A 13,704-nucleotide genomic window follows, 5' to 3' on the forward strand; every position below is an offset into this window, starting at 1 on the left:
GTCGCGACGGCCGCCCACCAGGTGCACGGCGCCATGGGCATCACCCGCGAGCACGTGCTGCACACCGTCACGCGGCGGTTGTGGTCCTGGCGCGACGAGGGCGGGACCCAGCGTGAGCACGAACAGCGCTTGGGCGAGCTCGTACTGGCCGCTGACGGTTCCGACGTGGAGCTGTGGGCGGTGGTCACGGGCTCGCCGTGACGTCGCCCGACGAATGCGCTGGATCGGCCTGACCTCGGGATCTCCCCGCTGCCGAGGTTCGCACAAGAGAGGTGATCGAATGCTCGAGGGACGTGTCGTGATCGTGACCGGGGGAGGTCGCGGGATCGGCCGCAGCCACTGCCTCGAACTCGCTGCACACGGCGCCACGGTCGTGGTCAACGACCTCGGCGTCGGCGTCGGCGGCGAGCGGTCCTTCGAGACGCCCGCGGACGAGGTCGTCGCGGCGATCGAGGAGAAGGGCGGCACCGCGATGGCCGACGGCAGCTCGGTGAGCGACTGGGCGGCCGTCGAGGGACTGATCGGGAGGACCGTGGAGCGGTTCGGACATCTCGACGCCGTCGTCAACAATGCGGGAATCCTGCGCGACTCCATGATCGCCACGCTGGAGGAGGCGGCATGGGACGCGGTGATCGACGTGCACCTCAAAGGCACCCTCGCGCTCACGCGCCACGCGTGTGCCTACTGGCGGGCCGAATCCAAGGCCGGGCGCACCCGGGCGGCCCGGATCGTCAACACCACATCGGGGACGGGGCTGGCCGGCAACGTCGGCCAGGCGGCCTACGGCGCGGCGAAGGCCGGCATCGCCAACCTGACCCTCACGACCGCGCTGGAAGGTTCGCGCTACGGCGTGACCGCGAACGCCGTCTCGCCGGTGGCCAACACCCGCATGACGAGCGGAACAGGGTTCGCCGGGACGGCGGAGGGGACCTTCGACAAGTTCGACCCGGCCAACTCGTCTCCGGTCGTCGCGTGGCTGTGCTCCGAACAATCCGGCTGGCTGACCGGGCGGGTGCTGCGGGTGGACGGCAACACCGTGCATCCCGTCGATCCCTGGTCCGTGCGTCCTGGCCACGCCGCGGCGGGCGGCGGGCGCCTCGACGCCGCGGAGATCGACGCCGGGCTGCGCGTCGTGATGGGCACGTCACCCGCCGGGCTCCCCGGCCTGAGCGTCATCCGCTAGTGTCCCGCGCCGGAAGTCCGGTGCGAATATCGGTGGATCCAGGTCGTCGCTGGGCGTGCCTGCGGAACGGCCCTCGTACCTGGCTACTCGGGCGTTTCGCTGGTGCGTCCGGCGGGGGGCCGGGCCGCCGAGACATGTGGTGGACTTGCGGCGCGGGACCAGGGTGGAGGTCGGGTGGCAGAGCCAGCCAGGCGAGACGGTCGACCGACGAGGGGGGCCGGCGGCTGGCCCAGATCGTGCGTCGTGGCCAGGGAACCCGATCCCGGTCCGCCGGGCGACGATCATCATGGCCTCCGCGGCCGGCACGACGGTGCCGGCGATCGCCCGGCTCGTGGCCGCGGACGCCGACACCGTCCACGATGTGATCCACGCCTTCGACCAGCGGGGGCTCGCCGCGCTGGACCCTCAGTGGGCGGGAGGCCGTCCCCGCCTGATCAATGACGCCGACCTCGCGTTCATCACCGCGACGGCCAAGACCGACCGGGCAAGCTGGGTTGCCCGTTCACCCGGTGGGCGTGCGCAAGCTCGCCGCTCATCTCGCCGGCCGTTCTGGCGAGCGCCGGATCGTGATCGGCCGTGAGCGGGGTGACCGGAGCTGGCAAGCTGTGAGAGAGAACCGCTGACCAGCGGGTTGGCGCGGCGTCAGATGACGCATGCCGGCCTCCGGCTCTCCGGACCGGACGACCGCGCGGTGCGGCCAGCGACGTGCCGAGGGATCCGCTGGTTCAACGAGAAGCTCTGGCGGTCGCACCTCGCGCTCACCCCCGTCCGGTTGGCGCCATAGCGCGTCGGAAGGCTGATCCGCGGGAGCACTTCCCGTGATGACCGGCAGTCCAGGGCTCCGCATTTCCGTTCCTCGCCCGCCGGCAGTTCTCGCACCTGCGGCACGAGTCGGCCACGCACCCGAGCCGGGCCGACCCCGACGGCAAGCCTGCGCCTCCGCAGCAAGCGCCAGGCTCTGCAGGACCCCCCACGGCGTGGCTGCGTCGGTTCGCGGACGGTGCCAGGTACGCTCAGTACATCTAGATTCATGATATGCGATGTGAGCATGGCCGAGATTTCCAGCAGGACTGCTCGGCGGGCTCCGCTCGGCTCGCCAGGAGGGAACGACGATGGAGACCTGTCCCGCTGCGTCGTCGGCCCGGGCCGCCGTCGGGACGAATCCGAGTGGCGATCGCGGCTGCGTACGAGTCGGCCTCACACCAACTCTGCCGACACGACGGGGTCGTTCTTACCCGGAGCGATCCCAGGCGATCTGGCCCAGCCCCGCCGGCACTCGCCCATCGAGCCGCTCGCATCTGATTCGACGTGGTCCGACGTCGATCTCCGCGAACCCATGATCAGGCGGGTGGTGGATCAGTCGCTGCTCGATGTCTCGAGTGACGTGCCGCCAGGTCGCCTTCTGCGCGAGGTGCGGCCTTCCGGATCCGCGACGGCCCGTCCGGGACACACCGTGGGGCCATCGCCCGTCGCGTCGTGCGCAGGCGCTACGCGGCACAGAAGTGACTACGGGAGAAGGGATTGCGGTGCAGGGGCTCGATCTTGCGGCGCTACAGGAGTTCGTCGATGCGGAGCTGCCGGGAACCGGCCGGCTGCACGCCGAGTTGCTGCACGGTGGCCGCTCCAACCTGACCTACAAGATCATCGACGGCCGTTCGGTGTGGGTGCTGCGGCGCCCGCCGCTGGGTGGCCTCACCCCGTCGGCGCACGACATGGCTCGGGAATACCGCGTGGTGGCAGGCCTGGCGGCCAGCGTGGTGCCGGTTGCGCGAGCTGTGGTCTCGTGCGAGGACCTGTCAGTGCTCGGCGTGCCGTTCACGATCGTCGAGTATGTCGACGGCCGGGTCATCCGGACCAGCGACGACCTGGACGCCCTCTCCGACGAGGACGTCGAGCGGTGCGCCCACGGACTGGTCGACGTGCTCGCCGGTCTGCACACGGTCGATCCCGCCGCGGTGGGACTCGATGGATTCGGTCGGCCGCAGGGCTACCTGGACCGTCAGGTACGGCGCTGGAACAGCCAGTGGGCGCGGGTCGCCACCCGCGAGCTGCGTGACATCGAGACACTGCATGCGCGACTGGCCGCCCAGTGCCCGGTCGAGAGCGGCGCCGCGATCGTGCACGGCGACTTCCGCATCGACAACACGATTCTCGATCCCGCGGATCCTGGCGTGGTCCGCGCGGTCGTCGACTGGGAGATGGCGACCCTCGGCGATCCACTCGCCGACCTCGGTCTCCACCTGGCCTACCTCGATCCGGCATTCGATCCGGTGCTCGGCGGTGCCGCCGCCTCGACCAGCACGCGCATGCCCGCGCCCGACGACATCGCGCAGCGCTACGCCGTCGTGTCCGGACGAGACCTGCCCCACCTCGGGTTCTATCGGGCGCTCGGCTACTTCAAGGCGGCGGTGATCGCCGAGGGTATCCACGCGCGCCACGAGCAGGGCATGACGGTCGGCTCGGGGTTCGCGACGGTCGGAGCCGCCGTGGCGCCGCTCGCTGCGGCCGGCCTCTCATTCACGTCCTGAGGGCGCCGGCACGGGTCGACAGAGGACGGAGAAGCCGGGCGCCCCGCGGGGGCCTGCTTGCCGGACGGCAAGGGGGACGAAAGCGATGTCGGTGGCGACATCAACGCTCCGGCGAGCCCCCAGAACGCCAGCCCGACTCCGAGCAGTAGCGCCGGCCCGGCGCCGGCGACAGATCCGATCGACGACCCACCGGGAAGGTGCCAGGCCACCACGGACACCGGGAGCACGATCGTCGCTCCCACCGTCGCGGCACCCCACGGCTTCCGCTGCCGGGGCGGACCGGTCCGTCGTCGCCCGTTGCGGACCACGACCAGCAGCAGTGGGGCGGCGACCGTCAGCAGCTCCAACTGGACCATCAGGACGGTCGACGCCGACGCGTCGATCGTGGACGCCGCCAGGAGTGCGGCGACCGCCCCGAGAGTGGCGACCCGTGTCGTCAGTGACGGGTCCTCGTGGACGGCGTGCACGAGCAGGGCGAGGCCCCCGACGACGGCGGTGGCGGCCAAGGGAACCGCGCAGTGATCGTGGGACGCGGGGCGCAGCCGGGGGTGCGCAACGTGTCGTGGCCGCCGAAGGTGCCCAGCGCGGAGAAGTCGTTGACGCCGATCGAGGCCGGGTGCACGGCGCGCCCGTCGGTCCACTCGTGCAGGAAGTTCCGCCGCAGCCCCTCGGCGGCGGCCTGTGCGAACTCGGTGTCGCCCAGCTCGGAGGCGGACACTACAGCTGCTCCGGATCTGACGGAACTATACGCGGGCGCTACGCTCGTGCGATGGACGAACTCGCGGTGCTGCGCATCGTCGCGGTGAAGGGCCGGGTCGCCGCCGCCGAGGTGGCCGACAGCCTGGGGCTGGACGTTTCCGATGTCGGGCGACTCGGTGACCGGCTGGTGGCCGACGGCGCCTTCAAGGAGACGCTTCGGGGTTGGCGGCTGTCCGAGGACGGCCGGGCCCGCGCGGCGGAGGCCCTCGACCGCGAGCGTGCCGGGATCGACCACGACGCGCTCGCCGCCGCGTACGACGAGTTCTGTGTCCTCAACGGCGAACTCAAGCAGATCGTCACCGACTGGCAGCTTCGAGACGGTGTGCCCAACGACCACGCCGACACCGGGTACGACTCGGGTGTGCTGGCGCGGCTGGGTGACCTGCACCGCCGGGCGCGGCCGCTTGTGGGGCGCGTCGGGGAGATCGCGCCATGGACGGCCCGCTACGTCGCCCGGTTCGACCGTGCCGACCGCGAGATCGCGGCGGGGGACACCGCATGGGTCGCTCGTCCGATCATGGACAGCTACCACACGGTGTGGTTCGAGCTCCACGAGGACCTCATCGGCCTGCTCGGGCTCACCCGTTCCGAAGAGGCCGCGGCGGGGCGCGCCCACTGACCTCCGCCGTGTAACTCCGGGTGTGGTTCATCTAGATGAATGCGCTTGCCCCGTTGGCTGGTTCGTCGTTCTGAGCTGCAATGATCGGGAAAAATCGCTCTCCGTGACTGCCCTTTAGCCCGAAAAACTATGCGTATCCGCCGTACCTCCGAGTGCGTGATCGTTCAGATTATTGACACGCGACCGCTGATGAGGGAGGTGCCATGGTGGCACGGCGCAACGCCGCTTCGGTCATCAATCCACTCGGCGACTTCTTCGCTCTGGGTCTCGATACGGGCCGTGCGCTGTTCCGCCGTCCGTTCCAGTGGCGGGAGATGCTGGAGCGGATCGTGTTCATCGCGCGGGCGAGATCGCGGTGGATCTCGGCCCCGGCCCGGCCCTCCACGCACGTGCCGGACTTCGCCAGGACGCCGAGCAGCAGGCACGACGCCGTGGTGCCGACGCCGTCGGCACGCAGGACGATCGTCGAGTGCGCCACCAGCACCCCGGCACGTCGGCAGGCCCGTGCCAGCTCCGCGATCCGGGGGATGACCCCGCGGGTCTCGATCTCGCCGGCGAGGCCCTCGTCACGGCTGTGGGCTCGGGACACCATCGCGTTCTGGCACTCGTTGACCACCAGGGCGCAGCGCTCCCCGCGATCGAGACCCCGCACGGTCATCCGGCCGCGACAGGCCAGGTCACCGTCTTGTGTTCCAGGTACTCGTCCAGTCCGAAGCGGCCCCACTCGCGACCGAGGCCACTCTGCTTGTAGCCGCCGAACGGACCGTGCGGCGACAGCCCACCGCCACCGCCGTTGACCGACACCTGGCCGGTCCGGATCCGCCTCGCGATGCCGTAGGCGCGCGCCGGGTCCCCGGACCACACGCCGCCGGACAGGCCGTAGGGACTGTCGTTGGCGATCGCGACGGCGTGGTCGTCGTCGTCGAAGGGGATGACCACGCCGACGGGCCCGAAGAACTCGGTGCGCGCGATGGTCATGCTGTTGTCCACTCCCGTGAACAGCGTGGGTTCGACGTAGAACCCGGCGTTCAGCCCGGCCGGGCGACCGCCGCCGTAGGCGAGCTGCGCCCCCTCGGCCACCCCGGTCTTGATCAGCGCCTCGACCTTCTCACGTTGCGCCGCGCTGATCAGCGGACCCATCCCCGTCGACGGGTCTGCCGGGTCGCCGACCTTCACGTGGTCGAGCGTCGCCGTGATCATCCCAACGAGCTCGTCGTGACGCGAGCGTTGCACCAGCGTGCGGGTGAGCAGCGCGCAGCCCTGGCCGGCGTGCACGGTCATCCCGAAGAGGATGCTGCGCAGGACCTTGGTGAGGTCGGCGTCCTCGCAGACGATGTTGGCCGACTTGCCCCCGAGCTCCAGCACCACCTTCTTCAGCGTGCCCGCGGCCTGCTCGGCGACCCGCCGTCCGACGGCGTCGGAGCCGGTGAAGCTGATCATGTCGACCAGCGGGTTGGTGGTCAGCTCGTGGCCGGCGTCGACGTCACCGGTGACGACGTTGAGCACGCCCGGCGGTAGCCCGGCCTCCTCGGCGATCTCCGCGAGGACGAACGCCTCCAGCGGTGTGGCGGGGGCGGGTTTGAGCACGGTGGTGCACCCGGCGGCCAGCGCCGGGCCGAGCTTGTGCAGGTTGAGGAGGAACGGGAAGTTGTACGCCGAGATCAGCCCGGCCACGCCGATCGGCTCCCGCAGCACCACGCCCTGCCCGACGCCCGCGCCGACCGTCGGCAGCATCGCCTCCTCGAAGGGGAACGACGGCAATACGCGCTCGGCCAGGTCGCGGAAGTGCTTGATCGGGATGCCGACCTGGATGGTCTCGGCCAGCGCGCGTACGGAGCCCGCCTCGCGCACGTTGAGGTCCACCAGCTCGGGGTGCCGACGCTCCATGATGTCGGCCATGCGCAGCAGTACCGCGGCGCGCTCGCGCGGAGTGGTGCGGGGCCAGGGGCCGGCGTCGAAGGCCCGGCGCGCCGCCGCGATCGCGCGGACCACGTCCGTGCGCGTCGCCTGCGGCACCGTGGCGATGGTCTTTTCGGTGGCGGGGTCGACGATGTCGACGGTGGCTGTGCCGTCGGAGTCCACCCAGGCGCCTTCGATGTAGAGCTGATCGGCCATGTTCGGACCTTATCCTTGCCCTCATCTCACCGATAGGTGTTGGATCTGATTCATCTATACGCATCCGTCGAGAAAAGAGGCGCAGGTATGGGACGAGTCGACGGCAAGGTCGTGCTCATCACCGGCATCGCGCGGGGCCAGGGCCGCGCGCACGCCGTACGGCTCGCCGAGGAGGGCGCCGACATCGTCGGCGTGGACCTGTTGGAGGACGTCGCCACCAACTCCTACCCGATGGCGACCCAGGCCGACCTCGACGAGACAGTGCGCCTGGTGGAGAAGCTCGACCGCCGCATCGTCGTGCGCAAGGCCGACGTCCGCGACCGTGTCGGGCTGCGCGAAGCGGTGGACGCCTGCGTCGCCGAGCTCGGTGGACGCCTCGACGGCGTGGTGGCACAGGCGGGCATCTGCCCGCTCGGCACCGACGATGCGCAGGCCTTCCTCGACGCGGTGAGCGTCGACTTCAACGGCGTGGTGAACGCGGTCGACGCCGCACTGCCGCACCTCGTCGACGGCGGATCGGTGGTGGCCACCGGCTCGGTCGCCGGCCTGCTCACCGGTAGCACCGACAATCCGGCCACCGGGTTCGGTGGGCTCGGGTACTCGTTCGCGAAGCGTTCCGTGGCGGCGTTCATCAACGACCTGGCGCTCGTGCTGGCGCCGCGCAGCATCCGGGCCAACGCCGTGCACCCGACCAACACGAACACCGCGATGCTCAACAGTGACGTCATGTACAAGCAGTTCCGGCCCGATCTGGAACACCCGACGCGTGAGGACGCGCTGCTGACGTTCCCGCGGATGAACGCCCTGCCGGTCGGCTTCGTCGAGCCCGAGGACATCGCCGCCATGGTGCTGTTCCTCCTGTCCGACGAGTCGAGGTACGTCACCGGCATGCAGATGCGCGTGGACGCCGGCGCGTATGTGAAGAACCGTCCCCAGCAGCCGACATTCTGATGGGCGGTCCGATGGAGGGTGTGCGCGTCCTCGAGGTCGCGCAGTTCACGTTCGTGCCGGCCGCCGGTGCGGTGCTCGCCGACTGGGGCGCCGACGTCATCAAGATCGAGCACGCAGAGCGCGGCGACGCCCAGCGTGGGCTGGTGCGGCTGCTGGGTCTGGACGTGTCGAGCAAGGGCCCGTCGTTCTTCCCGATCATGGAGGGGCCCAACCGCGGCAAGCGCAGCGTCGGCCTGGCGCTGGAGAAGCCGGGCGCCCGCAAGGTCTTCGAGGAGCTGGTGCGTAGCTCCGACGTGTTCCTGACCAACTTCCTGCCCGGTGCCCGCGCGAAGCTGGCCATCGAGCTGGACGACGTGCGCGCGATCAACCCGGACATCATCTACGTGCGCGGCAGCGGTTTCGGCGTGCGCGGGCCGGAGGCCGACAAGGGTGGCTACGACAGCACCGCGTTCTGGGCCCGCGGTGGCAGCGCGGCGGGGGTCACGCCCCCCGGCGCCGAGCAGATGGTCCGGATGCCCTCCGGTGCCTACGGCGACTCGATGGGCGGCATGACCATCGCGGGCGGCATCGCGGCGGCGTTGTTCAAGCGGCAGACCACCGGCGAGACGTCGGTCGTCGACGTCTCGCTGCTCGGGGTGGGCGCATGGGCCACACAGTTCTCGGTGAACCTCGCGCTGATGGCCGACGGGCCGCTGCCCGTGGCGGAGCCGCCGAGACACGGCTCGGCCACTAACCCGCTCATCGGTGCCTACCGCTGCGCCGACGGGCGCTGGCTGGAGCTGTCGATGTTGCAGCCCGGCCGGTACTGGCCGGAGTTCGCCGCGGTGGTTGGGCGCGCGGAGCTGGCCACCGACGAGCGGTTCGACAGCGTCGAGAAGATCATGGCCAACGCAGGGGAGGCCGCGGCGATCGTCGCGGAGATCCTCGCGGCACGGACCTACGCCGAGTGGCTGGAGGTGTTCGCCGCGCTGGACGGGCAGTGGGCCGCCGTACAGAACTCGTGGGAGGTGGGGCAGGACCCCTCGCTGCGCGCCAACGGCCAGGTGGCACCGGTGGTGGACGCCGACGGCGTGGACCGCGAGCTGGTGGCCAGCCCCGTCCAGTTCGACGAGACCCCGGTCGAGCTGACCCGTGCACCGCAGTTCGCGGAGCACACCGACGACGTGCTCCGCGAACTGGGTTGGACGGACGAGGCGTTGATCGAGCTCAAGGTCGAGGGCGCGATCACCTGACCCGGTCAGTCGGCCGCCCGTAGCAGCATCGCGCCGGACGGGACGCCTCCGCCGGCCGTCACGGCTGCGAGCCGGGCGGCCGGCACCTGTCGTCCGTCGGCTTCGCCGCGCAGCTGTAGCATCGCCTCGCGGACGAAGCCGTAGCCGTGCAACCGGCCGGCCGACAGCTGGCCGCCGTGGGGGTTGAGCGGCAGGGCGCCGTCCAGGGCGATCGTCTTCCCGCCGGCCAGGAAGTCGGTGGCCTCGCCCGGTCCGCAGAAGCCCAGGCCCTCGAGCCACGACAGCGCGTTGAACGTGAACCCGTCGTAGAGCAGCGCGATGTCGACGTCGTCGGGGCGCTGGTCGGTGCGGGTCCACAGGTGCGCCGACGCGCCGAGCGACTGCGGGAGGTGGGTGAGCGTGTCCTGGTCCCACGACAGGCGTTCCAGGATCTGGGTGCCCACCGCTTCCACCAGCACCGGTGGCTTCGGGCGGTCGGCCGCGGTCTCGACCGCCGAGACGATCACGGCGACGGCTCCGTCGCAGGGCACGTCGCAGTCGTAGAGCCCGAACGGGGTGCTGACCATGCGTGCCGAGAGGTACTCGTCAAGCGTCAGTGGGTCGCGGTAGAGCGCCTCGGAGTTGCGCCCGGCCCCGGCTCGCGCGGTCAGCGCGATGGCCCCGAGTGCCTCGCGTCCGACGCCGTAGCGGTGCATGTAGTGCGAGGCCTGGCAGGCGATCCACTGCGCGGCCGAGATGGCGCCGAACGGGGCGCGGAACTCCATCATCCCGGAGGACCGGCACCCTCCTGACCTCCAGGCGCCGGATCGCACCATCGCCGAATGGGAGGCCTCCCACACCGTCCGGAAGCACAGCACGTGCCGGCACAGCCCGGAGGCGACGGCCAGCATCGCCGCGGTGATCGAGCCGATCTGGCCGGGCAGGTCGCCGCCGCCGTTGACCCAGGTGGGGTGCAGCTGCAGCGCCTCCTCCAGCGCCATGACCCCGCCCTCACTCATCCCGCCCGGCGACGCCCCCGGGTAGGTCGACAGCCCGTCGATGTCGTCGAGTTCCAGGCCGGCATCGCCGACGGCGGCGAGGCACGCGTCGACCGTCAACGAGAGTGGGTCGACCATCAGCCGCCTGCCCACCTGCGACTGCCCCACACCGGTGAGGGCGACGCTGTCTTCGAACCGCCGGCTCGACGCGGGGGGCCGCAGCGCCGACCGGACGTCCCGCGGTTCGGGCAGGGGGCCCGGCTCGGCGTCCGGGATCGGCTCGAACAACGGGATCCACACGTCGTCGCCTCGCTCGAACCGCACCTGCACCCGCAGGCCGACGTGCACGTCGTCGGGCTCGCAGCCGACGATGTTCGTGGTCAGCCGCGCGCGGTCGTCCTCCTCCAGCGCGACGATCGCGACGACGTAGGGCGGTGGGAAGTCCCGCAGCCACGCCTGGTGGGTGACGGTGCATCCGACCACGACCGCCAACCCCGACACCGGGGTGAGCGCGACATCGCGGCTGCGGCAGTGGGGGCAGACGGGCAGGGGCGGCATGAACCGGCCGCCGCACTCCCCGCAGTGCGGCACCCGCAACACGCCGTCCGCGCCGGACGCCCAGAACTCCGCCGTCGCCAGTGAGGGCTGGAGGGGTCGCGTGCTCAGAGCGACCACCGCAGCTTCAGCGACTGCAGGCCCCACACGCCACCGCCCGACTCCTGCGGCTCGTCGACCAGCTCGTAGTCCGGGACGAGCTTGTGCCATTCCTCGAGCAGCACGGCCATCTCCTGGCGGGCGAGGTGCGAGCCGAGGCAACGGTGCGGGCCCGCACCGAAGGACATGTGCCGGGTGACGCCGCGGTCGAGGTCGACGGTCCGTGCGTCGTCGTAGGCCTGCGGGTCGCGCCCGGCGGCGGCCAGCGGGAACAGCGCCATGTCACCGGCCTTGACGGGACAGCCGTGGAAATCCGTGTCGCGGGTGGCCTTCCGGGCGGTCTGCACGATCGGGTAGACGCGCAGCACCTCCTCCACCGCGCGCGGCACCAGCGCGGGTTCGGCGACGACCCAGGCCCGGTCATCCGGGTGCGTCGCCAGGTGGTGCATCGCGTAGGTGACCTGGTTGGCGACGGTGTCGAGCCCGGCCATGAACAGCAGCAGAAGGCAGTTGAGGACGTCCCGGTCGTCGACGGCCTCGCCGTCGATCTCCCACGACACCGCGGAGCTGACGATGTCGTGCGCGTCCGGGTCGGGATGGGCCCGGCGCTCGGCGACGAGCCCGGCGAAGTAGGTCATCACCTTGCCCATGCCGGCCATGCGGATCGAGTGGTCTGGATCGGACTCGCCGTCCTGGTGAAGGATCATGTGCTCCCACTCCAGGAACTCGTCGAGCTTGTCCAGCGGCATGCCCATGATGTCCAGGAAGATCGTGGCCGGGAAAACCTGGGCGACGTCGCGGGTGAAGTCGCACTCGCCGCGCGTGGCGACCCGCTCCACGATCTCGATGGCCAGCCGGTGCTGGTCGTCGATCATCTGCTTGATCCGCTTCGGGGTGAACCAGCTGCCCAGCAGCTGCCGCCAGCGGGTGTGCTCCGGCGGGTCGAGCATGACGGGGATCCACTTGTACGGCGGGTCCTGCTCGGTCGGGACGATCACCGAGCTCGACCACAGATCGGGCTGCTGGAGCCCGTCGAGGATCACCGCGTTGTCGGTGAAGACCCAGTAGCCCTGGGCCTCGTCGCTCCACAGCACCGGCCGGGCCCGGTCCTGCCGGGCGTCCATGTCGGTGTAGAGGCCGAGCGCGGGGACGGGGGTGCCGTTGCTGGCGTAGGTCTCGACGGGGCAGGTGCGGGTCATGACGTCTCCTCCGGGGTGCGGGCGATGGGGTGCAGGTCGATGGGGCCGTCCGTCGCTGCGGCGAGCAACCCCGCGAGGTCGATGTCGAGTGCCGCGGCGAGCGTGCCGGCCGCGTCGACGTCCTTGCGGAGCACGGGCGCCACCGCGGCGGCGAACGCGGCAGGGCCGCCGCGGTCGCGGATGTAGTGGGCCGCCGTGCTCCCGCCGCTGGCGACGGCCAGCGCGGCAAGCAGGTCGTCGTCGGCGATGCCCAGCGCGCGGCCGGCCTCCGCCGCGCGGACCGTGAGCTGGGAGATGCCGGCGAACAGCAGGTTGTTGAGCAGCTCGACGCGCAGTGCGGAGCCACGGGGCCCGTGTCCACGATCGTGCCCGCGTAGGCGCTCAGCACGTCGTGGACCGCGGCGGTGGCGCCCCAGGAAAACCGTCAGCCTCCCGGCCGACACCGCGTCGGCGTCGCCGCTGAACGGGGCGTCGACGACGGTCGTTCCCCCGCTGGCGAGCTGGTCGAGGACGGCCGGGGAGCCGGTCGTGTGCGAGACGAACGCGGCGTCGACACCCAGCGCCGCGACGATCGGCGGAGCGACCGCGAGCAGCTGCGTGTCGTCGAAGAGGCAGCTCACGACCACGTCGGCCGTGGCCAGGTCGACGGGATCGCCGACGAGGTCGGCACCGAGAGCTCCCAGCCGGGTCCGGACCCCGGGGCGCCGGACGTGCAGGAGCACCCGATGTCCCGCGGCGAGAAGCCGCTCCACCATCGGCGCACCAATCCGGCCGGCGCCGAGGAACCCGACCGTGTACAGGGCCATCCCTACAGTGCCGGCGCGGGCTCGGGGGCCACGACGTCGCGCACGACCGTGATCGTGCCCGCCGTCCCGTCCACCCGGACGATCTGCCCGTCCTGCAGCCGGGCGGTGGCGAGCTTGGTGTCGACGACGCACGGCACGCCGTACTCTCGGGCCACGATCGCGGCGTGCGACGCCGAGCCCCCGATATCGGTCACGACTGCGGCCGCGTAGCCGAACATCGAGGTGTAGCCGACGTCGGTGACCGAGGCGACGAGGATCTCGCCGGGCTCGATGTCGTCGTCGGGATCGCTCAGGATCTTGACCGGGCCCTCGGCGACGCCCGGGCTCACGCCGAGGCCGGAGATGCTCGTGTCCACCGCCAGCCGGTCGCTGCCGCCGACCGGTTCCCAGCGGCCGGTGAACACGTCGGGCATCCTGAGCGCCTTGAGCCGGTCGCGCTCGGTACGGCGCCGCGCGACCCGCTCGGCAGCGTCGGTGGGCGGGGCGAACAGCTCGTCGAGGGTGAGATGGACGGCGTCGTCCGGGTGGCCGAGCACGCCGGCGTCGACGAGCCGGCGACCGCGTTCGCGCACGATCAGGCGCAGCCGGTGGTTGACGCGAACGACGCCGTCACGGGCTCGTTCCCGGGCCACGGTGGCGCCGACGACCATGCGGGCAGTGCGGCCGGTCGCGGTGCCGCTT

13 protein-coding genes and 1 pseudogene are annotated in these 13,704 nt (G+C 71.3%); 7 read left to right on the forward strand and 7 right to left on the reverse strand.

Features of this window, described 5'->3' with window-relative positions; all coding sequences use genetic code 11:
• The 4 genes and pseudogenes from JWR81_RS27565 to JWR81_RS27580 form a co-directional block, all read left to right on the forward strand.
• Positions 1-201, forward strand: a pseudogene (locus JWR81_RS27565) (hypothetical protein); the annotation flags it as partial.
• Between the two features lie 79 nt (positions 202-280).
• Positions 281-1,183, forward strand: coding sequence for an SDR family NAD(P)-dependent oxidoreductase (locus JWR81_RS27570; protein ID WP_297659205.1), 903 nt, complete (start codon positions 281-283; stop codon positions 1,181-1,183).
• A 286-nt stretch (positions 1,184-1,469) separates the two neighbouring features.
• Positions 1,470-1,763: a helix-turn-helix domain-containing protein gene (locus tag JWR81_RS27575; protein WP_297659207.1), complete on the forward strand. Its 294-nt coding sequence runs from the start codon at positions 1,470-1,472 to the stop codon at positions 1,761-1,763.
• Positions 1,764-2,709: 946 nt separating this feature from the next.
• Positions 2,710-3,711 carry a phosphotransferase family protein gene (locus JWR81_RS27580; RefSeq protein ID WP_297659209.1) on the forward strand — a complete coding sequence of 334 codons (1,002 nt, stop codon included), beginning with the start codon at positions 2,710-2,712 and terminating at the stop codon, positions 3,709-3,711.
• 436 nt (positions 3,712-4,147) lie between these two features.
• Here JWR81_RS27580 and JWR81_RS27585 read toward each other — a convergent pair whose 3' ends face one another.
• The gene (locus JWR81_RS27585) at positions 4,148-4,429 is read right to left on the reverse strand and encodes a hypothetical protein (protein WP_297659211.1); all 282 of its coding nucleotides are present in this window, start codon (positions 4,427-4,429) and stop codon (positions 4,148-4,150) included.
• Positions 4,430-4,480: 51 nt separating this feature from the next.
• Here JWR81_RS27585 and JWR81_RS27590 point away from each other — a divergent pair, with 51 nt between their 5' ends.
• Positions 4,481-5,089 carry a hypothetical protein gene (locus JWR81_RS27590; RefSeq protein ID WP_297659214.1) on the forward strand — a complete coding sequence of 203 codons (609 nt, stop codon included), beginning with the start codon at positions 4,481-4,483 and terminating at the stop codon, positions 5,087-5,089.
• A gap of 169 nt (positions 5,090-5,258) precedes the next feature.
• Here the strand turns inward: JWR81_RS27590 and JWR81_RS27595 are convergent, their stop codons facing one another.
• Together JWR81_RS27595 and JWR81_RS27600 are read right to left on the reverse strand one after the other, a co-directional pair.
• Positions 5,259-5,747, reverse strand: coding sequence for an isochorismatase family protein (locus JWR81_RS27595; protein WP_297659216.1), 489 nt, complete (start codon positions 5,745-5,747; stop codon positions 5,259-5,261).
• Positions 5,744-7,204 (reverse strand): aldehyde dehydrogenase family protein, encoded by a 1,461-nt coding sequence (locus JWR81_RS27600; protein ID WP_297659221.1) that lies wholly within the window; start codon positions 7,202-7,204, stop codon positions 5,744-5,746. Before JWR81_RS27600 ends, JWR81_RS27595 begins: the two co-directional genes overlap by 4 nt.
• 87 nt (positions 7,205-7,291) lie before the next feature.
• On the opposite strand from JWR81_RS27600, the gene JWR81_RS27605 reads away from it, so the two are divergent.
• Positions 7,292-8,155: a mycofactocin-coupled SDR family oxidoreductase gene (locus tag JWR81_RS27605; protein ID WP_297659223.1), complete on the forward strand. Its 864-nt coding sequence runs from the start codon at positions 7,292-7,294 to the stop codon at positions 8,153-8,155.
• Between the two features lie 11 nt (positions 8,156-8,166).
• Entirely contained in the window at positions 8,167-9,387 is a 1,221-nt protein-coding gene (locus tag JWR81_RS27610; RefSeq protein WP_297659233.1) for a CaiB/BaiF CoA-transferase family protein, read from the forward strand.
• Between the two features lie 5 nt (positions 9,388-9,392).
• Here the strand turns inward: JWR81_RS27610 and JWR81_RS27615 are convergent, their stop codons facing one another.
• The 4 genes from JWR81_RS27615 to JWR81_RS27630 form a co-directional block, all read right to left on the reverse strand.
• Positions 9,393-11,039, reverse strand: a complete 1,647-nt coding sequence (locus JWR81_RS27615; RefSeq protein WP_297659225.1) for an OB-fold domain-containing protein — start codon at positions 11,037-11,039, stop codon at positions 9,393-9,395.
• Entirely contained in the window at positions 11,027-12,217 is a 1,191-nt protein-coding gene (locus JWR81_RS27620) for a cytochrome P450 (protein WP_297659227.1), read from the reverse strand. The genes JWR81_RS27615 and JWR81_RS27620 overlap by 13 nt, the downstream gene beginning before the upstream one ends.
• Positions 12,214-13,023 (reverse strand): NAD(P)-binding domain-containing protein, encoded by an 810-nt coding sequence (locus JWR81_RS27625; RefSeq protein WP_297659229.1) that lies wholly within the window; start codon positions 13,021-13,023, stop codon positions 12,214-12,216. The genes JWR81_RS27620 and JWR81_RS27625 overlap by 4 nt, the downstream gene beginning before the upstream one ends.
• 2 nt (positions 13,024-13,025) lie before the next feature.
• Positions 13,026-13,704 (reverse strand): PEP-utilizing enzyme (locus tag JWR81_RS27630; protein ID WP_297659231.1); only part of this gene is annotated, 679 nt, incomplete at its 5' end.

Source organism: Pseudonocardia sp. (genome assembly GCF_025965585.1).
In the GTDB taxonomy this organism is placed as follows: Bacteria; Actinomycetota; Actinomycetes; order Mycobacteriales; family Pseudonocardiaceae; genus Pseudonocardia.

Excerpts from the sequence above, each read along its gene's own strand:
- JWR81_RS27570 (WP_297659205.1), top strand. The coding sequence starts at position 281 with ATGCTCGAGGGACGTGTCGTGATCGTGACCGGGGGAGGTCGCGGGATC.
- JWR81_RS27575 (WP_297659207.1), top strand. The coding sequence starts at position 1,470 with ATGGCCTCCGCGGCCGGCACGACGGTGCCGGCGATCGCCCGGCTCGTG.
- JWR81_RS27590 (WP_297659214.1), top strand. The coding sequence starts at position 4,481 with ATGGACGAACTCGCGGTGCTGCGCATCGTCGCGGTGAAGGGCCGGGTC.
- JWR81_RS27595 (WP_297659216.1), bottom strand. The coding sequence starts at position 5,747 with ATGACCGTGCGGGGTCTCGATCGCGGGGAGCGCTGCGCCCTGGTGGTC.
- JWR81_RS27600 (WP_297659221.1), bottom strand. The coding sequence starts at position 7,204 with ATGGCCGATCAGCTCTACATCGAAGGCGCCTGGGTGGACTCCGACGGC.
- JWR81_RS27605 (WP_297659223.1), top strand. The coding sequence starts at position 7,292 with ATGGGACGAGTCGACGGCAAGGTCGTGCTCATCACCGGCATCGCGCGG.
- JWR81_RS27610 (WP_297659233.1), top strand. The coding sequence starts at position 8,167 with ATGGAGGGTGTGCGCGTCCTCGAGGTCGCGCAGTTCACGTTCGTGCCG.
- JWR81_RS27620 (WP_297659227.1), bottom strand. The coding sequence starts at position 12,217 with ATGACCCGCACCTGCCCCGTCGAGACCTACGCCAGCAACGGCACCCCC.
- JWR81_RS27625 (WP_297659229.1), bottom strand. The coding sequence starts at position 13,023 with ATGGCCCTGTACACGGTCGGGTTCCTCGGCGCCGGCCGGATTGGTGCG.